Here is a 21623-nt window from a genome sequence, read left to right on the forward strand (position 1 = left end):
CGCAACCGGTTTACGGTCCGTCGTCCCGGCCCACGACGATCTCCTCGTCACCCAGCGTGCCGAAGGAATCCCGGATGGCGGCGAGATCCGCGGTGAGCCGGTCCGGCTCGCCCTGCAGCGACCGGTCGAGCATCCGGCGGATGAACTCGGCCCAGGAGACCCCCTCGGCGCCGGCGCGCGCGTCGAGCACGTCGCGCTGCGCGTCGGTGAGATGGATGGTGGTGCGGTGCACACACCGCACCATGCACCACCCGACCGCGCCGGAACAGGGAGAATGCCGTACGTGGACGGCCGTCCCCGCGCCATCGACCCGGTGGAGCACGCACACCTGCGCGACGCCACCGGGTTCAGCCCGCCGGTGCACCGCTACGCCCCCGGCCCCGGGCTCGCCGACCTGGTGCGCCGCTACTGGGTGCCGGTCTGGTCGCTGCCGCCCGGCACCGTGTCGCGCCAGCGCGTGCTGCAGTACCCCGTGTGCCTGGTGGTGGTGGCCGACTCCTACGCCCGCCTCTACGGACCGCGGACCGGGCTGTCGGTCACCGAGCTGGCCGGCGACGGCTGGGCGGTCGGGGCGATGCTGCAGCCCGCGGCCGGTGCGCCGGTGTGGGGCCGGCCGGTCCGCGAGCTGACCGACCGGTTCGTCGACCTGGCGCAGGCACCCGGCGTCGACGGGCCGGGGCTGACCACCCGGATCCGCGACGTGATGGGGGCCGACGCCGCGAGCCGGCTCGCCGCGGTCGCGGTCCTGGAGCGGGAGCTGGAGCGGCTGCCGCCCGTCGAGGACGAGGGGCGGCTGGTCAACGCGATCGTCGAGTACGTGGAGGGCGACCCGCAGGTGCGGCGGGTGGGCCAGGTCTGCGCGAAGTTCGACATCCGCGAGCGCACCCTGCAGCGGCTGCTGGCCCGCCGCCTCGGGCTGCACCCGAAGTGGCTGATCCAGCGCCGCCGCCTGCAGGAGGCCGCCGCGCGGCTGCGGGCCGACGCGGTCGACCTGGCGGGGGTGGCGGCCGAGCTCGGCTACGCCGACCAGGCCCACCTCACCCGTGACTTCCGCACCGTCACCGGCCTGACGCCCGGCGAGTACGCGGCCGAGCCCGACACGCGAACGGCACCCCCACCCGACCGGATCGGGTGAGGGTGCCGTCCACCCGGGTCAGAGCTCCGTCAGCGCCGCGGTGAAGGTGGCGGACGGGCGCATGATCGCGTCCGCCTTCTCCTTGTCCACGTGGTAGTAGCCGCCGAGGTCGACGGGGCTGCCCTGCACCGCCGCCAGCTCCCCGACGATCGTGTCCTCCGCCTCGGCGAGCCGCTGCGCGAGCGGGGCGAAGTCGGCGGCCAGCGACGCGTCGTCGGTCTGGGCGGCGAGCGCCTGGGCCCAGTAGAGCGCCAGGTAGAAGTGGCTGCCGCGGTTGTCGATCTCGCCGACCTTGCGCGAGGGCGACTTCCCGGTCTCCAGCAGCTTCCCGGTGGCCTCGTCGAGAGCCTTCCCGAGCAGGGTCGCCCGCGGGTTGTCGGTCTTGTCGCCCAGGAACTCCAGCGAGACCGCGAGCGCCAGGAACTCGCCGAGGGAGTCCCACCGCAGGTGGTTCTCCTTCACGAGCTGCTGCACGTGCTTGGGCGCCGAGCCGCCCGCCCCGGTCTCGAACAGCCCGCCGCCGTTCATCAGCGGCACGATCGAGAGCATCTTGGCGCTGGTGCCCAGCTCCAGGATCGGGAACAGGTCGGTGAGGTAGTCGCGCAGCACGTTGCCGGTGACGGAGATGGTGTCCTCGCCGCGCCTGGCCCGGTCCAGGGTGTAGCGGGTGGCGGCGGCGACGTCGAGGACCTCGATCGTCAGCCCGTCGGTGTCGAGCTCGTCGAGCTGGGCCCGCACCTTCCGCAGCACCTCGGCGTCGTGCGCGCGGGTCTCGTCGAGCCAGAACACCGCGGGGGCGCCGGTGGCGCGGGCGCGGGAGACGGCCAGCTCCACCCAGTTGCGGATCGGGGCGTCCTTGGTCTGGCAGGCGCGCCAGATGTCGCCCTCGGCGACCTCGTGCTCCAGCAGCGCCGACCCGTCGCCCGCGACGACGCGGACGGTGCCCGCGGCCGGGATCTCGAAGGTCTTGTCGTGGCTGCCGTACTCCTCGGCCTTCTGCGCCATCAGGCCGACGTTGGGGGTGGTGCCCATCGTCGTGGGGTCGAAGGCGCCGTGCTCGCGGCAGAAGTCGACCGTCTCGGCGTAGAGGGCGGCGTAGGAGGAGTCCGGGATGACGTACTTGGTGTCCTGCAGCTCGCCCGCGGCGTTCCACATCTGCCCCGACGAGCGGATCGCCGCGGGCATCGAGGCGTCGATGATGACGTCGCTGGGCACGTGCAGGTTGGTGATGCCGCGGTCGGAGTCGACCATCGCCAGCGACGGTCCGGACTCGTAGCCCGCGGTGATCGCCTTCTCGATGGCCTCGCGCGTGGCGGCGGGCAGCTTCTCCAGCGCGGTGAGCACGCTGGCCAGGCCGTCGTTGGGGTTGGCGCCGACGGAGGCGAGCTCGTCGCCGTACTGGGCGAACACGTCGGCGAAGTAGGCGGTGACGGCGTGCCCGAACAGGATCGGGTCCGACACCTTCATCATCGTGGCCTTCAGGTGCACCGAGAACAGCACGCCGCGCTCGCGGGCGTCGGCCACCTGGGCGGCGAGGAACGCGTCGAGCGCCTCGCGGCGCATCACCGCGGCGTCGACGATCTCGCCCGTGATCACCGGGAGCGTCTCCTTGAGCACGGTGACGGTGCCGTCGGCGGCGACGTGCTCGATGCGCAGCGTGTCGTCGGCGCCGATCGTGACCGAGCGCTCGGAGTGCCGGAAGTCGCCGTCCTCCATCGTGACGACGTGCGAGGCCGAGTCCGGCGACCAGGCGCCCATCGAGTGCGGGTGGGCCCTGGCGAAGCCCTTGACCGACGCCGGGGCGCGGCGGTCGGAGTTGCCCTCGCGCAGCACCGGGTTGACCGCGCTGCCCTTGACGGCGTCGTAGGCGTCGTGCGGGTGGTCGGGGACGTCGAAGCCCGCCTTCTGCAGCTCCGCGATCGCGGCCTTGAGCTGCGGGATCGACGCGCTGACGTTGGGCAGCTTGATGATGTTGGCCTCAGGCGTCTTCGCCAGCTCGCCCAGCTCGGCCAGCGCGTCGGGCACCAGCCCGAACGCGGCCAGGATGCGGGCGGCGAGGGAGATGTCGCGGGTCTCGACGTCGACGCCCGCCTTGCCCAGGAACGCCTCGACGACGGGGAGCAGCGAGTGGGTCGCCAGTGCCGGTGCCTCGTCGGTGTAGGTGTAGATGACCTTCATCGTGTGCTGGCCTGCCTCGGTGATCGGGTACGCGGGACCTTGCCGTCACGCTATACCGTACGGCCGTTCTGTTAACACCCCGGCTGCGTGCCCCGTGTCCCGGGGGTCATCGGACGGCTACCGTGGGTCGGTGCCCCTGGGAATCAAGCGCCCCACCTTCACGCGCCCGGGCGTCGAGGCGTACCGGAGCTGGACCTTCGTCGTCATCCTCGGGGTCGTCCTCACGGTGCTCGCGATGATCGACCGGGGCTCGGGCACGGCGGGGGCCGACGGGTCGACGGGCTGCCAGGTCGAGGTCACCACCGACCAGCTCAACGTGCGCGCCGGGCCCGCCGAGCAGTCCGAGCTGCTGGGCGCGCTGGACCGCGGCACGGTGCTGGACGCCACCCGCACCGTCACCGACGGGTTCCGCCAGCTGGAGGACGGGCGCTTCGTCTCCGACACCTACCTGACCCCCGTGCCGGGCAGCGACTGCGGCTGAGGGATTCTGCCGGGGTGCTGGTCGTCACCTCCGTCAACGTCAACGGGATCCGGGCCGCCGCGGCGAAGGGGTTCGCGGGCTGGCTGGCCGCGACCGCGGCCGACGTCGTCTGCCTGCAGGAGACGCGCGCGCAGCCCGAGGAGATCCCGCCCGGCCTGTTCGACGGCTGGCACGCCCGGTTCGCACCGTGCCTGTCCGCGAAGGGCCGCAGCGGGGTCGCGATCCTCAGCCGCGCCGAGCCCGGGGCCGTCCGCACCGGGATCGAGGACGACGAGTTCGCCGGGTCCGGCCGCTACCTGGAGGTCGACCTGCCCGGTGTCACGATCGCGTCGCTGTACCTGCCCAACGGCACCGTCGGCACGCCGAAGCAGGACGAGAAGGACCGCTTCCTCGCCTCCTTCGCCCCCTACCTCGCGCTGCGCCGGGAGAAGGCCGCCGCGGAGGACCGCGAGGTGCTCGTCTGCGGCGACTGGAACATCGCGCCCGCGCAGGCCGACATCCGCAACTGGCGCGGCAACGTCCGGAACTCGGGGTTCCTGCCGCACGAGCGCGAGTGGCTGGCCGCGCTGCGCCGCGACGGCTGGGTCGACGTCGTGCGCGAGCGGCACCCGGGCGTCGACGGGCCGTACTCGTGGTGGTCCTACCGCGGCCGGGCCTTCGACAACGACACCGGCTGGCGCATCGACCACCACGTGGCGACGCCCGGGCTCGGCGCCCGCGCCCGCTCGGCCGTCGTCGAGCGGGCGGCGAGCCACGCGCAGCGCTGGTCGGACCACGCACCCGTGACCGTGGAGTACGGTCCGTGATCCCCACACGCGTCATCGGCGGCCGGTACGTGGTGCTGGCCGAGCTGGGTCGCGGCGGCATGGGCATCGTGTGGCGGGCCGAGGACCGGGTGATGGGCCGCCACGTCGCCGTCAAGGAGCTGCACCTGCCGGCCGGGCTGCCCGAGCGGGAGCGGCTGCTGTTCCGCGAGCGGCTGCTGCGCGAGGCCCGCACGGCGGGTCGGCTCAACGACCCCGGCATCGTCACCGTCTACGACGTGCTCACCGACGACGGTGTCGACCACATCGTCATGGAGCTGATCGAGGCCCGCACGCTCGCCCAGGTGGTCGCCGCCTCCGGGCCGCTCGACGAGGGGCAGGCCACCGAGATCGGCCGCCGCATGCTGGCCGCGCTACGGGTGGCGCACGACGGCGGGGTCGTGCACCGCGACGTCAAGCCCGGCAACGTCATGCTCGGCGCGGGCGGTCGGGTCAAGCTCACCGACTTCGGCATCGCCCAGGCCGTCGACGACCCGCGCCTCACCACGACCGGCTCGCTGATCGGCTCGCCGGGGTTCATGTCGCCCGAGCGGCTCGACGGCGGCCCGGCCACGCCCGCCGCCGACCTGTGGGCGCTCGGCGCCACGCTCTACCACGCGGTGCAGGGCCACGGCCCGTTCGACCGCGAGACCACGGCCGCCACGATCTCGGCCGTCCTGCACACCGACCCGCCCCCGGTGCGGACCCGCGGGCCGCTCGGCCCGGTGATCACCGGGCTGCTGCAGCGCTCGCCGCAGGCCCGGCTCACCGCGACGCAGGCCGAGGCGCTGCTCGCCTCCGGTGGCGGCCCGCCGTCGGAGGGCCCCACCGCGCCGGTGACGGGCCAGCTCGCGGCCCCGCCCGCGGCGGCCCGCCCGTGGCGGTGGATCGCGGCGGCGCTGGTGGCGGGCCTGCTGGTGGGTGTGGTCGGGGGCCTTCTCGGCGGTGTCGCCCTCGCCGCGGCGGGGCGGCCGGACGTGCGGGTCCTGACCTACGGCCAGGGCGGCGACGTGCCGCTCTTCGACGTCGCCTCCGAGTACTGCCTGGCGGTCGCCCCCGAGCCGGGGGTCCAGGTCCTGTCGTCGGCCACCGAGCAGTGCGACGCCCCGCACGCCGCCGAGGTCTTCGACGTCGTCGACACCTTCGGCAGCCGGCAGGCCCTCGACCTCCCGCCGGGGCTCCCCGACTTCGCTCGCGCCGCCTGCGCGCTGACCTTCGGGTCCGGTGTCGTCGCGGGCCCGGACACCGACCGGCTGGCGGTCACCGCGCTGGTGCCGTCGGAGGCCGAGTTCACCCGGAACACCGCGACCTCGGGCACGCCGTCGTACGGGCAGCGGCAGGTGTTCTGCGTGCTCGCCCCGGCCGACGGCGGCCAGCTCACCGGCACCCGGCTGGCGGAGGAGGGATGACCGGCCCCGTGCACCGCAACGTCGAGCGGGTCACCGCCGCCCTGCGCGACGCCGGGGCCGACCCGGCCCGCGTCGCCCGCCTGCAGGTGCTGCCCGGCGCGGTCACCACGGCCACGGCGGCCGCCGCGGCGCTGGGCGTCGAGGTGGGGCAGATCGCCAACTCGCTCGTCTTCGACGCCGACGGCGAGCCGCTGCTCGTCCTCACCTCCGGGGCGCACCGCGTCGACACCGGCCGGGTGGCGGCGCTGCTCGGGGTCGGGACGGTCGGGCGGGCGTCGCCGGAGTTCGTGCGCGCGGCCACCGGGCAGGTGATCGGCGGGGTCTCCCCGGTCGGGCACCCGGCCCCGCTGCGCACGCTCGTCGACCGCGCGCTGGAGGCCTACGACGAGGTGTGGGCGGCGGGCGGCATCGCGCACGCGGTGTTCCCGACGACCTTCGCCGAACTCGTGGCCGTCACCGGCGGCACCCCCGCCGACGTGGCCTGACCGCCGTCCGTAGCCGCTCCCACAACAGCCGCGCGGTGCCCGGCTCCCACTCGTGGCCGACGCCGGGGCGCACGATCCGCACGGCGTCGCGGAACGGGGCCAGCGACTCCTCCAGCGACGGGTAGTCGAAGCCGGTGACGCTCTGCGGGCCGACACCGCCGCCGATCGGCACGCCCGCGTCGGCGTCGCCGTGCACGGCCACCACCGCGACCGGTCCGGGGTCGGGGCACGGGGCCACCCGCGCGCCCCCGACGACACCGATCCCCGCCAGGGTGTGCGACCCGCACGCCCAGGCGTAGGCCATCATCCCGCCGCCGGAGAAGCCGACGGCGTACACCCGGTCGGGGTCGACGCCGCCGCGCGAGACCATCCGGGCGACGAGCGCGTCGAGCCGGGCCACGTCGTCGATCCCGCGGGCGTGCGCCCCGCCACAGCAGGCGCCCGCGTTCCAGGAGCGGTCGACGCCGTCGGGGTGGGCGACCACGATGCCCTCGACGTCGTCGAAGCCGTAGGAGTACGTGCCGTCGCCGGTGCCGCCGAGGCCGTGCAGGACCACGACCAGGGGGAGGACCGGCCGCTGCGCCGCCGGGGCGCACGCGGCGAGCAGGCAGGCGCAGAAGACCGCACACACGTACCGCCGCACGGGCCGAGTTCACACCGCTTCCTCAACGCTGTCCAGATCGGGTCGACCGCGGGCGCGGCGGGAACATACTGTCGGGACATGGCCGACCTGCTCCCCGAAACCGCGCCCACCGACGCCTCGCTCCGGCGGGCGCTGCGGCGGGCCCGCGACGGCGCGGTGATCGACGTCGCCGAGGCCGCCGTCCTGCTCGCCGCGCGCGGCGAGCACCTCGACGAGCTGCTGGCCGTCGCCTCCCGCGTCCGCGACGCCGGGCTGGTCGCCGAGGGCCGCCCCGGCGTCGTCACGTACTCGCGCAAGGTGTTCGTCCCGCTCACCCGCCTGTGCCAGGACCGCTGCCACTACTGCACCTTCGCCACCGTCCCGCACAGGCTCCCGGCCGCGTTCCTCGAGCGCGACGAGGTGCTGGAGATCGCCCGCGCCGGCGCCGCCGCGGGGTGCAAGGAGGCGCTGTTCACCCTGGGCGACCGCCCCGAGGCCCGCTGGCCCGCCGCCCGCGAGTGGCTCGACGCCCGCGGCTACGACTCCACGCTCGACTACGTCCGCGCCTGCGCGATCGCGGTGCTGGAGGAGACCGGGCTGCTGCCGCACCTCAACCCCGGCGTCCTGTCCTGGGAGGACCTGACGCGGCTCAAGCCCGTCGCACCGTCGATGGGGATGATGCTGGAGACGACGGCCACACGGCTGTGGAGCGAGCCCGGCGGCCCGCACTACGGCAGCCCCGACAAGGAGCCCGCGGTCCGGCTGCGCACTCTCACCGACGCCGGGCGCGTCGGGGTGCCGTTCACCACCGGCATCCTGATCGGGATCGGGGAGAACCGGACCGAGCGGGCCGAGTCGGTCTTCGCGATCCGGGCCGCGGCCCGCGCGGCCGGGCACATCCAGGAGGTGATCGTCCAGAACTTCCGGGCGAAGCCGGACACCGCGATGCGCAACGACCCCGACGCCGACCTCGACGACCTCGCCGCCACCATCGCCGTCACCCGGATCGTGCTCGGGCCCAAGATGCGCGTGCAGGCCCCGCCCAACCTGGTGGGGAGTGAGTTCGCGCTGATGCTGCGCGCCGGCATCGACGACTGGGGCGGCGTCTCGCCCGTCACCGCCGACCACGTCAACCCCGAGCGGCCGTGGCCCGCGATCGACGAGCTGGCCACCCGGTCGGCCGCCGCCGGGTTCACGCTGCGCGAGCGCCTCACGGTGTACCCGGGGTACGTCCGGGCGGGCTCGCCGTGGATCGACACCCGGCTGCACGCCCACGTCGCCGCGCTCGCCGATGCCGACGGCCTCGCGGACGAGAGCGCCGTCGTCGAGGGCAGGCCGTGGCAGGAGCCCGACGGCGGGTTCGCCTCCACCGGCCGCACCGACCTGCACGCCGCGATCGACACCGAGGGCCGCACCGACGACCGCCGTGGCGACTTCGCCTCGGTCTACGGCGACTGGGACTCGTTGCGGGAACAGCTCGACGCCACCCGGCGGTCGGCTCCCGAGCGGCTCGACTCCGACGTGCGCGCCGGGCTCGCGCTGGCGTCCACGGACCCGGCCGCGCTGCTCGACCCGGCCCACGACGCCGCCGCGATGGCGCTGATCCTCGCCGAGGGCCCGGCGCTGGAGGAGCTCACCCGCCTGGCCGACGACCTGCGCCGCGACGTCGTCGGCGACGAGGTCACCTACGTCGTCAACCGCAACATCAACTTCTCGAACGTCTGCTACGTCGGCTGCCGGTTCTGCGCGTTCGCCCAGCGCGAGCGCGACGCCGACGCGTTCCGCCTGTCCCTCGACGAGGTCGCGGCCCGCGCGGTGGAGGCGGCGCGCGACGGCGCCACCGAGGTGTGCGTGCAGGGCGGCATCGACCCGCAGCTGCCCGTCACCTTCTACGCCGACCTCGTCCGCGCGGTGAAGGCCGCCGTCCCGGACATGCACGTGCACGCGTTCTCGCCGATGGAGATCGTGTCGGCGGCGGCGAAGGCGGGCGTCTCGATCGAGGAGTGGCTCACCGAGCTGCGCGACGCCGGGCTCGGCTCGATCCCCGGCACCGCCGCGGAGATCCTCGACGACGAGGTCCGCTGGGTGCTGACCAAGGGCAAGCTGCCCGCCGCGCAGTGGCTGGAGGTGGTCGGCACCGCGCACCGGCTCGGCATCCCGTCGAGCTCCACGATGATGTACGGCCACGTCGACGAGCCGCGGCACTGGCTGGGTCACCTGCGCACGCTGGCCCGGCAGCAGGACCGCTCGGGGGGCTTCACCGAGTTCGTGCCGCTGCCCTTCGTGCACCACAACGCGCCGATCTACCTCGCGGGCCTGGCCCGTCCCGGGCCCACCGAGCGCGACAACCGCGCCGTCCACGCCGTCGCCCGCCTCGCGCTGCACGGTCGGATCGACCACGTCCAGTGCTCGTGGGTGAAGCTCGGCGACGACCTGTCCGCCGACATCCTGCGCGGCGGTGCCGACGACATGGGCGGCACCCTGATGGAGGAGACGATCAGCCGGATGGCGGGCTCGGAGAACGGCAGCGCCCGCACCGTGACGGAGCTGGCGGCGATCGCGCACGCGGCCGGCCGCCCGGTCCGTCAGCGGACGACGACCTACGTGGGCTCCCCGTCGCGCCTGGAGCCCGCCGCGGGGGCGGGGCCGCGGCTGCTGCCGCTGGCGTAGCGTCGGGGTATGGGTGTTCTGGGCAGTCTCTTCCCCGGTCCGGAGATCAGCGACGAGGGCGGCGAGTCCGGCGACGGGCAGCCGTGGCGGCTCGGGCCGATCGACCTGGAGAACGGCACGGTGCAGGTGATCCGCGCCGCTGCGGAACCGGAGCCCGAGCCGCAGGACTGAGTCGTGCGGCGGCCGGCACCCTCAGGGCGTCCAGGCGATCGTGAAGCGTTCCAGGACGCACGGGAGGTCGGGGTCGAAGGCCATGCCGCGGGCGTCGAGGGACCGTCGGAAGTAGGCCTCGTGGCCGGCGGTCCACGACGCCAGCGTCCGGTCGCCCTCGCCCTCGTCCCAGGCGAAGGCCGCGTCCACGGCGCGGAACGGCGTGACCTCCACCCCGGTGGTCCGGAGCACGACCCGGGGCCGGTCGCGGCCGTCGAGCACGACGCTCAGGCCCCCGACCTCGGGCAGCGGGTCACCGTCGAGCTCGTGGTCGAGCAGCAGCCCCGCGGTGGCCCGCTTCGGGCCGTGCAGCACCAGCTCCAGCAGCTCGTCGGCCAACGCCGCGGAGTCACCGAAGCGCCAGACGTCGCAGCGCGTGCCGGGGTCCGTCCCCGTCGCCGCGCAGAACTCCCGCCAGAACCGCTCCACCTCGGGGGTCCGTCCGGTCACGGGCCCGGGACCCTCACGCCGGCGTCCGGAGCTGGTCGGCGCGCACCCAGGTGGCGTGGAAGCCCACCGGCACGCGCTGCGGCAGCAGCACCCTGGCCACCGGACCGGCCGTGAGGTCCGCGGCGTCCAGGATCTCCACCTCACTGCGGCCGGTGCGCTCGTCGGTCACGAACGACACCAGGTAGCCGTCGTCCTCGCCCCGCGAGCCGTCCCGGGGGGCGAACGGGGCCTCGCTGCCGTAGCGGCCCGGCCCGAAGCGGTGCTCCTGGCGCTCGCCGGTGACGCGGTCGTACCGCAGCAGGCCGTCGAACAGCACGGTCTCGGTGTCGGCGATGTGCACGGTGTAGGCGTAACGGGCGGCCCGGCCGGTCATCCGGGTGTCGATCGAGGGGAACTCGGTGTTGGCGTCGTCGAGCCGGGTCTCGGTGGTGGTGCCGGTGTCGAGGTCGAACACGTAGCGGTGCAGGCGGGCGTCCAGGCGTAGGTAGCCGAGCAGCTTGCCCAGTGGCCCGGGGCGGGTCGGCACCGGCTCCGGGCGGGTGACCCGGCAGACGTCGAGGACGATGGTGCGACCCTCCTCGAACGCGTTGACGACGTGGTAGATGTAGCAGGGCTCCGCGGTGAACCAGCGGACCTCGGTGCCGCGGCGGGGGACCACCGCGAACCGTGAGGGCGTCCCCCGGTCGAAAGTGATCTTGTGCCGGCCCTGCCGCGCGGCCTCGGCGTCCTGCACGAGCGGCAGGTCCATGAGGATCGAGAAGTTCTCGGTGACCGCCATGTCGTGCGGCAGCCGCGGGCCGGGCAGGTCGATCGCGACCTCGTGCTCGACCCGGCCCGAGGCGCCGACGACGCCGTAGCGCAGCAGCGGGTCGCGGGCGCCGTAGTCGAACCACATCAGCTCGCCGGTGGCCTCGTCGGACTTCGGGTGCGCCATCACGTCACCGCGCAGCGTGCCCAGGAACGTCTCGGCGCCGATCGTCTCCAGGGACAGCGGATCGAGGCTCATCGGCTGCCCGCACAGGTACCAGGTGGCCAGCACCCGGCCGTCGTGGTGGACGAGGTCGGTGTTGGCGCTGTCCTTGAACGGCAGACCGCGGGCGGTGCCGACCGGGTTGCCGCGCGGGGACTCCATGACCCCGCTCCACAGCGCGTGCCCGGCGGCCTCCTCGGCGGTGAGGGCCGCCGTGCGGACGTACCGGTTGCGGTAGCGCGCCGTGCCGTTCTCGAACGCCATCGCGTGGACCATGCCGTCGCCGTCGAACCAGTGGTAGCGACCGGGCGCGTCGTAGCGGCGGTTGGGCCCGTTGCGCAGGTAGACCCCGTTCAGGTCGCGCGGGATCTCGCCGACCACCTCCAGGTCGTCGGCGGTGATCTCGTCGCGGACGGGGGCGTGCACCCCGAGCAGGTAGGGGTTGTCGTCCGTGTCGGTCTCCTGGGCGACGAACAGCGTCACGGGTTCCTCCTCCGACGGCCTGTGCCCGACGCTACCGGCGGGAGAACACGGTCGCGGCGGCTGGAAGGATGACGCCATGAGCACGCCCACCGACCGCCGCCCACGGGTGCTGTCCGGCATCCAGCCGACCGCCGACTCGTTCCATCTCGGCAACTACCTGGGCGCGGTGCGGCAGTGGGTGGCCCTGCAGGACGACCACGACGCGTTCTACTTCGTGCCCGACCTGCACGCGATCACCGTCGAGCACGACCCGAAGACGCTCGCCGCCCGCACCCGCAACGGGGTGGCGCAGCTGCTCGCGCTGGGGCTGGACCCGCAGCGCTGCACCGTGTTCGTGCAGTCGCACGTGGCCGAGCACGCCCGCCTCGAGTGGGTGCTCGGCTGCCTCACCGGGTTCGGCGAGGCCAGCCGGATGACGCAGTTCAAGGACAAGTCGGCCAAGCAGCAGGCCGATCGCGTGTCGATCGGGCTGTTCACCTACCCGATCCTGCAGGCCGCCGACATCCTGCTCTACAACGCCGACCGCGTCCCCGTCGGCGAGGACCAGCGCCAGCACGTCGAGCTGACGCGCGACCTGGCCCAGCGCTTCAACTCCCGCTTCGGGCGCACGCTGGTGGTCCCGGAGCCCTACATCCTCGCGGGCACGGCGAAGATCCAGGACCTGCAGGACCCGTCGGCCAAGATGAGCAAGTCGAGCTCCGCGCCGGGCGGGATCGTCAACCTGCTCGACGACCCGAAGGTCAACGCGAAGAAGATCCGCTCGGCGGTCACCGACGCCGAGCGGGAGATCCGCTACGACCCGCAGGCGAAGGCCGGGGTCTCCAACCTGCTCACGATCCACTCGGCGCTGTCCGGGCGGACGATCGCCGAGCTGGAGGGCGACTACGCGGGCAGGGGCTACGGCGACCTGAAGAAGGATCTCGCCGAGATCGTCGCGGATTTCACTGCTCCGCTCGCAGAACGGGTACAGGGCTACCTGGACGACCCGGCCGAACTCGACCGGGTGCTCGCCCGCGGCGCCACCCGGGCGCGCGAGGTCGCGAGCGCGACACTGGCCGCCGTCCACGACAAGATCGGGTTCCTGCCCCCGACCTGACACCTGAGGACGTGAAGCGTGGCTGTTGCCGTCGACAAGGACGCGGACGCCGTCCGGGCCAGGGCCGCGGAGGCGGAGAAGCCCGCCGAGCCGACGCTCCTGGAGCGCTACCGAGCCCGCTACGCCTGGCTCGACCACCTGGTGCGTGCCGGCGCCCGCTACACCGAGCGGCACGGCGACCACTACGCCGCGGCCATCACCTACTTCTCCGTGCTGGCGCTGTTCCCGCTGATCCTGGTCTCGGTGGCCGCGCTCGGGTACGTGCTGTTCCTGCAGCCCGACCTGCTCGACCAGCTCAAGGCCGGCATCAGCGCGAACGCCCCGGCCGGCCTGGACGACCTGATCAACCCGATCGTCGACAACGCGATCGAGTCCCGCAACACGATCGGGATCATCGGCCTGCTCGGCGCGCTCTACACCGGGATCGGCTGGATGTCGAACCTGCGCGAGGCGCTGTCGGAGCAGTGGGGTCAGCCACCGACCGCCCCGGCGATCGTCAAGAAGACGCTGTTCGACCTGCTCACCCTGGTCGGCCTCGGCGCCGCCATGATCGGCTCGTTCGCGATCACCGGCCTCGTGTTCGGGTTCACGGGCACGATCCTCGAGTTCGTCGGGCTGGCCGAGCAGGGCTGGGCGAAGTTCCTCCTCGGCCTGTTCGGCGTCCTGCTCGGTCTCGCGGCCAACTGGCTGATCTTCCTGTGGGTGATCGCCCGGCTGCCCCGCGAGCACGCCACGCTGCGCAGCGCGGCGAAGGCGGCGGTGCTCGGCGCCGTCGGGTTCGAGGTGCTCAAGCAGGTCATGACGGTCTACCTGGCGTCGGTGACGGAGTCGCCGACCGGCCAGATCATCGGCCCGTTCATCGGTCTGATGGTGTTCGCCTTCTTCACCTCGCGGTTCATCCTGTTCGTCACGGCCTGGGCGGCGACGTCGCGGGAGAACGAGCAGGAGGAGGAGGTCGAGGTCCCGGGGCCCGCGGTGATCCACTCGGAGGTGACGGTCCGCTCGGGGCCCGCTGCCGGGACCGCGGCCGGGCTCGTCGGGGCCGGGGCGATCGCCGGGGTGCTCGGAGCCGGCCTGCTGCGGGGGCGGCGCCGGGACTGACCGGAGGACTCCTCACCGTCTCCGGCGGCGCAGGACGACCGTCACCAGCACGACCAGCGCCACCACCGCGCCGACGGGCACGATCCACCCCGGCCCGGCCGGGTCGTCCGGGCTCGGAGCCGGGTCGGCCGGGGCGGGGGACGGCGGCGCGCCACCCGGGCCCGGTGCGGCGACCACCGGGGGTGCGTCCACCAGCGTCCCCAGTGGCGCGACGCCGGGCGGCAGCGCGAAGCCGAGGTCGAGCAGGGCCGCGGCCTGCGCCGTCATCGGCACGGGGGACTGTTCGCCGCGCACCAGCGCCACGACGAGCCGCCTGCCGCCGCGTTCCGCGGCCCCGACGAAGGTGTGCCGGGCGGCGTCGGTGAAGCCGGTCTTGCCGCCGAGGGCGCCCGGGTAGCCGGTGCGGAACCGGCTGGAGTTGGACAGCTCGAACCCCGGCATGTCGCCGTAGCCGGGGAAGGGCACCGACGGCGTCGCGATCGTGGCGGCGAACAGCGGGTCGCGCATCGCCACCCGGAACAGCAGCGCGAGGTCGTAGGCGCTCGACGCGCCGCCCGGACCGTCGAGGCCGGAGGGGGTGGCCGGGCGGGTGTCCAGCGCCCCGAGCCCGGCGGCCGTCGCCGTCATCGCCGCGACGGTGGCCGCGTCGCCGCCCAGGGCCCTGGCCAGCGCGGCCGCGGTGTCGTTGCCGGAGTTCAGCAGCAACCCCTGCAGCAGCTGGCGGACGGTGTAGCGGCCACCGGGGCCGATACCGGCGCGGCTGCCCTCGATCCGGAGGTCCTCGGCGGTGCCGTCGACGACGAGGTCGGGATCGAGGTCGCGCAGGGCGACGATCGCCGTCAGCACCTTGATCGCCGACGCCGGTCGGTGGCGGGCGTGCGGGGCGCGGGCGGCGAGCACGGCCCCGGTGTCGAGGTCGGCGAGCACGAACGCGGCCGCCGGGGCGGGTACGGGCGCCCCGGGCACCGGCGTCGCGGCGCCGGGCGCGGGCCACGCCAGCTCGACGGGCACGGCGCCGCCCCCGGCCACGGCGTCACCGCAGACCCCGAGCCCGCCCACCGGTTCCGCCGGCACCGGGAGCGCGGGCGGCCCGGCGGCCTCCTCCACCGCGGCCGGGCCCGGGGGAGCGGCCTGGCCCGGGCACCCCGGCGCGACCGGTGCCGCGGCCCCGGTGAGCAGCCCGACCACCAGCCCCGCCGCCGCGATCCAGCGCACGCCCGCGCACTCTACGACCGGCCGCACCCGCGGGCGCCCGCCGTCACCGGTCCCGCGCACGGGAACCGGTCCCGCGCACGGGAACCGGTCCCGCGCACGGGAACCGGCCTCGCGCACGGGAACCGGTCGCTCGCACACGGTGCGACCTGTGCGCGAGCCCGCCCCCTGTGCGCGAGCACCTGGCCGTGGGGCGCGGTCAGCGCTCCGCCGCCGCCTTCACCGCCGCGACCGTGCGGTGCATGCCGTCGACCATGAGCTGTTCGCGGTCGCGGCCCAGCAGCCCGCTGGCCGCCAGCGCCCGGACGGCGACGTTCGGGGTGCCGGTCCGCTCGCGCCACTGGGTGAGCCGGGTGCCGTCGCCGTCGGGCTCGAGCCGCCAGCCCCACGTCATCCGGCTCTCGGCGACGGTGAACGCGAACCGCGACGGTGCCGTGCACTCCACGACGCGGCAGTGGGTGCTCCAGCGCACCCACCCGTTGCGGTTCCCGCCGACGAACCGCGCCCCCGTGGCGGGCCCCGTCGCCCCGCCGCGCCACCGCCCGCCGGTGCTCTCGGGGCTCCACTCGCCCATCCGCGTGATGTCGGTGACCAACGCCCACACCCGTTCCGGTGGGGCGGCGACCGTCGTCGTGACCTCGTCCATCGGTCGAATGTGGCACATGCCGATCACCGGGTGCTCACGGGGCGCTCACCCACCGGAGCCGACGATTCGGTCACGGCCATGGTCAACCCCCGTCCGCCGGGTTTACGGTTCGCCGTCGCGCAGCGCTGCGCCGCTCCCAGCGAGATCCCGGGGCCCACGAGGTGCCGGCCGGAACAGGAGGCACGTCCCCGTGCGTCACAGAAGAGGTATGGCATTCGCCGCCGCGGTGCTGAGCAGTGCACTGGTCCTCGCGGGCTGTGCCCGCGACACCGGCACCCCCGCGGCGGGCGGTGACGCCGCGGGCACCGAGTGCGCCCGCAACGCCGCTCCCGCGGCCGCGGGCGGCGCCGCCGCCCCGAGCGCCGCCCCGATCGCCCCGAACGCCGACGCCAGCGCGCTGCGCGTGGGCCTGGCCTTCGACGTGGGCGGCCGCGGCGACCAGTCGTTCAACGACTCCGCCTACGCCGGTCTGGAGCGGGCCGTCGCCGAGCTCGGCCTGGTGCAGGACAACACCCGTGAGGTGGCCGCGGCCACCGGCGAGAGCGAGGACGCCCGCGTCAGCCGGCTGCGCCAGCTGGCGACCGAGGGCTTCAGCCCGGTCGTCGCGGTCGGGTTCGCCTACTCCGAGTCGCTGACCACGGTCGCCGCGGAGTTCCCCGACACCCAGTTCGCGATCGTCGACTCCGTGGTCGACCTGCCCAACGTCACCAGCCTGACCTTCGCCGCTGAGCAGGGCTCGTTCCTGGTCGGCGCGGCGGCCGCGATGCGCACCACCTCCTGCCAGATCGGCTTCGTCGGCGGGGTCGAGGTGCCGCTGATCCAGGCGTTCGAGGCCGGTTTCGTGCAGGGCGCCAAGGCGGTGGCCCCCGACGTCGAGGTCGACGTCGACTACATCTCCCCGGCCGGCGACTTCTCCGGCTTCAACGACCCGGCCCGCGGCACCGAGGTGGCCCGCGGCCAGCTCGACAGCGGCGCCGACGTGGTCTACCACGCGGCGGGCGGCTCGGGTCAGGGCGTGTTCGAGGCGGTCGCCGCGGCCACCACCGCGGAGGCCCCGAAGTACGCGATCGGCGTCGACTCCGACCAGTTCAACACCGTCGCCGCCCCGACGAACGAGGTGATCATGACCTCGATGCTCAAGCGCGTCGACGTCGCGGTCTTCAACTTCATCAACGCGGTCGCCGCCGGGGACACCTCGGTGCTGCCGCAGACCTTCGACCTGTCGGTCGACGGTGTGGGCTACTCGACCACCGGGGGCGGGGTCGACGACCTGGTCGCCGACCTCGACGCCTACAAGGCCGCCATCATCAACGGCGACATCACGGTGAGCAGCACGCCGTAGGGCATCATCGCGGTGCGCGGGGGGCCGGGGCCGACGCCCCGGCCCCCCGACGCACGTCCGACCCCGCACGTCCGACGAGGAGTGGCATGACGGACTACGCCGTCGAGCTGACCGGGATCACCAAACGCTTCCCGGGGGTGGTCGCCAACAGCGACATCCACCTGGCGGTGCGCCGCGGCGAGGTGCACGCGCTGTGCGGCGAGAACGGGGCCGGCAAGTCGACGCTGATGAAGATCCTCTACGGGATCCAGCAGCCCGACGAGGGCACCATCGCCGTCGACGGCGCGCAGGTGCGGTTCCGCTCGCCCGCCGACGCCATCCGGGCGGGGATCGGCATGGTGCACCAGCACTTCATGCTGGCCGACAACCTCACGGTCGCGGAGAACATCCTGCTCGGCGCCGAGGCGCAGCTGGGCATCGGGGCGAAGGCCAAGGCCCGCATCACCGAGCTGGCCCGCACCGTCGGGCTGAACGCGCGTCCCGACATGCTCGTGGAGCGCCTCGGGGTGGCCGACCGGCAGCGCGTCGAGATCGTCAAGGTGCTCTACCGCGGCGCCCGCACGATCATCCTCGACGAGCCGACGGCCGTGCTGGTGCCGCAGGAGGTCGACGACCTGTTCGCGACGCTGCGCGGCATGCGCGCCGAGGGCTTCACGTTCCTGTTCATCTCCCACAAGCTCGACGAGGTGCGCGCCATCGCCGACACGATCACCGTGATCCGCCGCGGTGCCTGCGTGGGCTCCGCCGACCCGGGGGCCGTCACGAGCCGCCAGCTCGCCGAGATGATGGTCGGCAGCGAGCTGCCCAGCCCGGAGACGCGCGACTCGACCGTCACCGACCGTGAGGTGCTGCGGGTGACCGGGCTGCAGCTGGCCGCCGACGAGGGGGGTCGTTCCCTGCTCGCCGACGTCGACCTGGTCGTGCACGCGGGCGAGGTGCTGGGCATCGCGGGCGTCGAGGGCAACGGGCAGACCGAGCTCGTCGAGACGATCATGGGGATGCGCCGGGCCACCGACGGCACGATCACGCTGTCCGGCACGGACATCACCCGCGCCGGCACCCTGGCCCGCCGCGAGGCCGGCATCGGCTACGTCCCGGAGGACCGCACCCGCTACGGCCTGCTCGCCACGCAGCCGCTGTGGGCCAACCGGATCCTGGGCCACCAGAGCAGGCCCCCGGTCGCGCGGGGCGGCCTGATCGACCGCGAGGCGGCTCGGCGCGACACCCGGCGCATCGTCGAGGAGTTCGACGTGCGCACGCCCGGCGTCGACGTCGCCGCGGCCGCGCTGTCCGGCGGCAACCAGCAGAAGCTGATCGTCGGGCGCGAGCTGTCCGGCGACCCGGTGCTGCTGATCGCCTCGCACCCCACCCGCGGCGTCGACGTCGGCGCGCAGGCGGGTATCTGGGAGGTGCTGCGCCGGGCCCGGGCCGACGGCCTCGCGGTCCTGCTGATCAGCGCCGACCTCGACGAGCTGATCGGCCTGTCCGACACGATCAAGGTGATGCTGCGCGGGCGGCTGGTGGCCGCCGCCGACCCCGCCACCGTCACGCCGGAGGAGCTGGGGGCCGCCATGACCGGTGCCGACGGGGCCGCGGCATGAGCCGGATCCGTTCCGCACTGCTGCCGCCCGCGCTGGCGATCCTGTTCGCCGCCGCGCTGTGCGCCGTCGCGCTGGTGATCAGCGGGGCGTCGCCGCTGACGGCGCTGGGGGTGATGATCGGCCAGGTCGGGCAGGGCACCACGGCCGTCGACATCGTCAACAGCGCGGCCATCTACTACATCGTCGCGCTGGCCGCGGCGATCGGCTTCCAGATGAAGCTGTTCAACATCGGCATCGAGGGCCAGTACCGGCTCGCGGCCTGCGTGGCCGCGATCGTCGGCGGGCTGATCGTGCTCCCGCCGGTGCTGCACACGCTGGTGATCATCGTGGTGGCGGTGCTGGTCGGGGCGGTCTGGGCGGGCATCCCGGCGCTGCTCAAGGCGTACCGCGGCGTCAGCGAGGTGATCTCCACGATCATGCTGAACGCCGTCTCGCTGGGCGCGATCGCCTTCCTCATCCGCCCCGACTCCTTCGGGGTGCTGCAGGGCAACAACATCTCGACCAAGCCGATCGAGCCGAGCGGGCAGTTCCCGGGCCTGGACACCGGGGCGGGCACCATCTTCGGGATGGTCGTGGTCGCCGTCCTGCTCGGCGTCGGCTACTGGTTCCTGCTCAACCGCACGCGATTCGGGTTCGAGCTGCGGGCGTCGGGGGAGTCGGCGACGGCGGCCACCGCGGGCGGCGTGAACGCCAAGCGGATGGTGATCATCGCGCTGGTGCTCTCCGGCGCGGTCGCCGGGCTCGCCGGGCTGCCGGAGGTGCTCGGGCGCGACTTCGCCTACACCCTGACCTCGCCGCAGGGCTACGGCTTCACCGGCCTCGCCGTCGCGCTGCTGGGCCGCAACCATCCTGCGGGCATCGCGTTCGGCGCGCTGCTGTGGGCGTTCCTGGACAAGTCGGCGATCGCGCTCGACAACATCGGCGTGCCCCGTGACATCGTGCTGATCATGCAGGGCTCGGTGGTGCTGTCGGTCGTCGTCGCCTACGAGGTCGTGCGGCGCTACGAGCTCGCCGCCGAGCAGCGCCGGGTCGCCGCGCAGCTGCGCGGCGCGCCCGCGGCGGACAAGGAGGTGGTCGGATGACCACCCTGACCAGGGCCCGGGCGGGTTTCGGCACGCTGCCCGGCTGGGCGCGTTCGGCGATCGTGGTGGCCGTGGGGGTCGGGCTGCTGGCGGTCACGGCCACGCTCACCGGCCAGATCCAGCTCACCTCCAGCGGCACCACCCAGGCGGCGGTGCGGCTGCTGCTGCCGATCCTGTTCGCGGCGCTGGGCGGCCTGTGGGCCGAGCGCGCGGGCGTGATCAACATCGGGCTCGAGGGCATGATGATCCTCGGGACCTGGGGCGCGGCGTGGGCCGGCTACCAGTGGGGGCCCTACGCCGCCGTCGTCGGCGGGCTGGTGTTCGGGGTGCTCGGCGGGCTGCTGCACGCCGTCGCGACCGTGTCGTTCGGCGTCAACCACATCGTCTCCGGCGTGGCGATCACGCTGCTGGGCCTGGGCGTCACCAAGTACCTGTCGACGCTGCTGTTCCTGCCGGTCTCGGGCAACCCGCGGCAGAGCCCGCGCGTCGAGGGGTTCGAGACGTTCTCGGTGCAGCCGCTGGCCGACGCGCTCGCCGCGGTGGAGGCGCAGCAACGGGTGGTGCTCTCCGACGTCGCCGGGCTGCTCGGCGGGCTGCTGTCCGGGCTGACGCCGCTGGTCGTGCTCGGGTTCGTCCTCGTCCCGGCGAGCTACCTGCTGCTGTGGCGCACCAGCTTCGGGCTGCGGCTGCGCTCGTGCGGGGAGAACCCGGTGGCCGCGGAGTCGCTGGGCGTGCAGGTCTACCTCTACAAGTACATCGCGCTGATCGTCTCCGGGGCGCTGGCCGGGCTCGGTGGTGCGGCGCTCACGCTCAACCCCGGCCAGCTCGGCTACCTGGAGGGCCAGACCGGCGGCCGCGGCTACATCGGGCTCGCCGCGATGATCTTCGGCAACTGGCGGCCCGGCGGGCTGCTGGCGGGCTCCGCGCTGTTCGGCTACGTCGACGGCGTGCAGCTGCGGGCCGGGGGCGAGGCGGTGCACGCGCTGCTCTACGGGGCGTCGATCCTGGCGGTCGGGCTGGCGGTGCTGTGGGTGTTGCAGCGACGCTGGCAGACCGCGGCGATCGCGCTCGTCGCGGGTGCGGCGGTCTATGCGGTCTACTTCTCGACCGAGACGGTGCCGCGCGAGTTCGCCTCCTACGCGCCGCAGATCGTCACGCTGCTGGTGCTGGCGGTGGCCTCGCAACGGCTGCGCCCGCCCGCCGCGATCGGCATGGAGTACCGCAGGGGCGAGGGTGACTGACCACGACTGGGCGGCGCTGCGCTCCGCCGCGGTCGCCGCGGCCGGCTCGGCGTACGCCCCGTACTCGCACCTGCAGGTCGGCGCCGCCGCGGTCTGCGACGACGGGCGCGTCGTCACCGGCTGCAACGTCGAGAACGCCTCCTACGGGCTCGGGCTGTGCGCGGAGTGCACGATGGCCGGGCAGCTGCGGCTCACCGGCGGCGGCCGGTTCGTCGCGGTGGCCTGCCGGTCGGGCACCGGGGAGCTGCTCATGCCCTGCGGGCGGTGCCGCCAGGTGCTCTACGAGTTCGGTGGCCCCGACTGCCTGCTCGACACCCCCCGCGGCGTCCGGCCGCTGAGCGAGGTCCTGCCCGACGCGTTCGGCCCGGAACACCTCCCCACCTGACGCCGCCGCGCACGTTCGGGC

General features: G+C 74.1%; 21 protein-coding genes. 14 read left to right on the plus strand and 7 right to left on the minus strand.

The window, feature by feature from the left end; all coding sequences use genetic code 11:
• Window positions 1–10: 10 nt before the first annotated feature.
• The gene (locus PHY01_RS13435) at window positions 11–232 is read right to left on the minus strand and encodes a ribbon-helix-helix domain-containing protein (protein WP_170183791.1); all 222 of its coding nucleotides are present in this window, start codon (window positions 230–232) and stop codon (window positions 11–13) included.
• Between the two features lie 51 nt (window positions 233–283).
• Between PHY01_RS13435 and PHY01_RS13440 the strand changes: the two genes are divergently transcribed.
• Window positions 284–1135: a helix-turn-helix domain-containing protein gene (locus tag PHY01_RS13440; RefSeq protein ID WP_218030139.1), complete on the plus strand. Its 852-nt coding sequence runs from the start codon at window positions 284–286 to the stop codon at window positions 1133–1135.
• An 18-nt stretch (window positions 1136–1153) separates the two neighbouring features.
• Here the strand turns inward: PHY01_RS13440 and PHY01_RS13445 are convergent, their stop codons facing one another.
• The gene (locus PHY01_RS13445) at window positions 1154–3313 is read right to left on the minus strand and encodes an NADP-dependent isocitrate dehydrogenase (RefSeq protein WP_141278970.1); all 2160 of its coding nucleotides are present in this window, start codon (window positions 3311–3313) and stop codon (window positions 1154–1156) included.
• A gap of 130 nt (window positions 3314–3443) precedes the next feature.
• Between PHY01_RS13445 and PHY01_RS13450 the strand changes: the two genes are divergently transcribed.
• From PHY01_RS13450 to PHY01_RS13465, 4 genes are read left to right on the plus strand one after another with little or no spacing between them, the layout of a single operon-like run.
• Window positions 3444–3794 (plus strand): SH3 domain-containing protein, encoded by a 351-nt coding sequence (locus PHY01_RS13450; protein ID WP_141278971.1) that lies wholly within the window; start codon window positions 3444–3446, stop codon window positions 3792–3794.
• A 14-nt stretch (window positions 3795–3808) separates the two neighbouring features.
• Complete coding sequence (locus PHY01_RS13455; RefSeq protein ID WP_141278972.1) at window positions 3809–4600, plus strand: exodeoxyribonuclease III; 792 nt, start codon at window positions 3809–3811, stop codon at window positions 4598–4600.
• Window positions 4597–6006, plus strand: coding sequence for a serine/threonine-protein kinase (locus PHY01_RS13460; RefSeq protein ID WP_246085878.1), 1410 nt, complete (start codon window positions 4597–4599; stop codon window positions 6004–6006). The genes PHY01_RS13455 and PHY01_RS13460 overlap by 4 nt, the downstream gene beginning before the upstream one ends.
• Complete coding sequence (locus PHY01_RS13465) at window positions 6003–6491, plus strand: YbaK/EbsC family protein (protein WP_141278973.1); 489 nt, start codon at window positions 6003–6005, stop codon at window positions 6489–6491. The genes PHY01_RS13460 and PHY01_RS13465 overlap by 4 nt, the downstream gene beginning before the upstream one ends.
• Here the strand turns inward: PHY01_RS13465 and PHY01_RS13470 are convergent.
• Window positions 6460–7134 carry a CE1 family esterase gene (locus PHY01_RS13470; protein WP_141278974.1) on the minus strand — a complete coding sequence of 225 codons (675 nt, stop codon included), beginning with the start codon at window positions 7132–7134 and terminating at the stop codon, window positions 6460–6462. The genes PHY01_RS13465 and PHY01_RS13470 overlap by 32 nt on opposite strands.
• A 78-nt stretch (window positions 7135–7212) precedes the next feature.
• On the opposite strand from PHY01_RS13470, the gene PHY01_RS13475 reads away from it, so the two are divergent.
• Both PHY01_RS13475 and PHY01_RS26470 read left to right on the plus strand, forming a co-directional pair.
• Entirely contained in the window at window positions 7213–9783 is a 2571-nt protein-coding gene (locus tag PHY01_RS13475; protein WP_141278975.1) for a bifunctional FO biosynthesis protein CofGH, read from the plus strand.
• A gap of 9 nt (window positions 9784–9792) precedes the next feature.
• Complete coding sequence (locus PHY01_RS26470) at window positions 9793–9954, plus strand: hypothetical protein (RefSeq protein ID WP_170183792.1); 162 nt, start codon at window positions 9793–9795, stop codon at window positions 9952–9954.
• A 21-nt stretch (window positions 9955–9975) separates the two neighbouring features.
• Here the strand turns inward: PHY01_RS26470 and PHY01_RS13480 are convergent, their stop codons facing one another.
• Both PHY01_RS13480 and PHY01_RS13485 read right to left on the minus strand, forming a co-directional pair.
• Complete coding sequence (locus PHY01_RS13480) at window positions 9976–10443, minus strand: ASCH domain-containing protein (RefSeq protein ID WP_218030140.1); 468 nt, start codon at window positions 10441–10443, stop codon at window positions 9976–9978.
• Window positions 10444–10456: 13 nt separating this feature from the next.
• Complete coding sequence (locus tag PHY01_RS13485) at window positions 10457–11896, minus strand: carotenoid oxygenase family protein (RefSeq protein WP_246085879.1); 1440 nt, start codon at window positions 11894–11896, stop codon at window positions 10457–10459.
• Between the two features lie 76 nt (window positions 11897–11972).
• Between PHY01_RS13485 and trpS the strand changes: the two genes are divergently transcribed.
• Both trpS and PHY01_RS13495 read left to right on the plus strand, forming a co-directional pair.
• Window positions 11973–12992 (plus strand): tryptophan--tRNA ligase, encoded by a 1020-nt coding sequence (gene trpS / locus PHY01_RS13490; RefSeq protein WP_141278976.1) that lies wholly within the window; start codon window positions 11973–11975, stop codon window positions 12990–12992.
• Between the two features lie 18 nt (window positions 12993–13010).
• Window positions 13011–14093, plus strand: coding sequence for a YhjD/YihY/BrkB family envelope integrity protein (locus PHY01_RS13495; RefSeq protein ID WP_141278977.1), 1083 nt, complete (start codon window positions 13011–13013; stop codon window positions 14091–14093).
• A 12-nt stretch (window positions 14094–14105) separates the two neighbouring features.
• Here PHY01_RS13495 and PHY01_RS13500 read toward each other — a convergent pair whose 3' ends face one another.
• Both PHY01_RS13500 and PHY01_RS13505 read right to left on the minus strand, forming a co-directional pair.
• Entirely contained in the window at window positions 14106–15308 is a 1203-nt protein-coding gene (locus PHY01_RS13500) for a D-alanyl-D-alanine carboxypeptidase family protein (RefSeq protein ID WP_141278978.1), read from the minus strand.
• A gap of 196 nt (window positions 15309–15504) precedes the next feature.
• Window positions 15505–15951, minus strand: a complete 447-nt coding sequence (locus tag PHY01_RS13505) for an SRPBCC family protein (RefSeq protein ID WP_141278979.1) — start codon at window positions 15949–15951, stop codon at window positions 15505–15507.
• Window positions 15952–16159: 208 nt separating this feature from the next.
• Here PHY01_RS13505 and PHY01_RS13510 point away from each other — a divergent pair, with 208 nt between their 5' ends.
• From PHY01_RS13510 to PHY01_RS13530, 5 genes are all read left to right on the plus strand, one after another.
• A complete protein-coding gene (locus PHY01_RS13510) occupies window positions 16160–17293 on the plus strand; it encodes a BMP family lipoprotein (RefSeq protein ID WP_141278980.1) in 1134 nt (377 codons plus the stop codon).
• 86 nt (window positions 17294–17379) lie between these two features.
• The gene (locus PHY01_RS13515; protein ID WP_141278981.1) at window positions 17380–18894 is read left to right on the plus strand and encodes an ABC transporter ATP-binding protein; all 1515 of its coding nucleotides are present in this window, start codon (window positions 17380–17382) and stop codon (window positions 18892–18894) included.
• Window positions 18891–19976: an ABC transporter permease gene (locus PHY01_RS13520; RefSeq protein ID WP_141278982.1), complete on the plus strand. Its 1086-nt coding sequence runs from the start codon at window positions 18891–18893 to the stop codon at window positions 19974–19976. The genes PHY01_RS13515 and PHY01_RS13520 overlap by 4 nt, the downstream gene beginning before the upstream one ends.
• Window positions 19973–21217 (plus strand): ABC transporter permease, encoded by a 1245-nt coding sequence (locus PHY01_RS27595; RefSeq protein ID WP_141278983.1) that lies wholly within the window; start codon window positions 19973–19975, stop codon window positions 21215–21217. The genes PHY01_RS13520 and PHY01_RS27595 overlap by 4 nt, the downstream gene beginning before the upstream one ends.
• Window positions 21210–21602, plus strand: coding sequence for a cytidine deaminase (locus tag PHY01_RS13530; RefSeq protein WP_141278984.1), 393 nt, complete (start codon window positions 21210–21212; stop codon window positions 21600–21602). Before PHY01_RS27595 ends, PHY01_RS13530 begins: the two co-directional genes overlap by 8 nt.
• Window positions 21603–21623 lie beyond the last annotated feature (21 nt).

Source organism: Pseudonocardia hydrocarbonoxydans (assembly GCF_006539565.1).
In the GTDB taxonomy this organism is placed as follows: Bacteria; Actinomycetota; Actinomycetes; order Mycobacteriales; family Pseudonocardiaceae; genus Pseudonocardia; species Pseudonocardia hydrocarbonoxydans.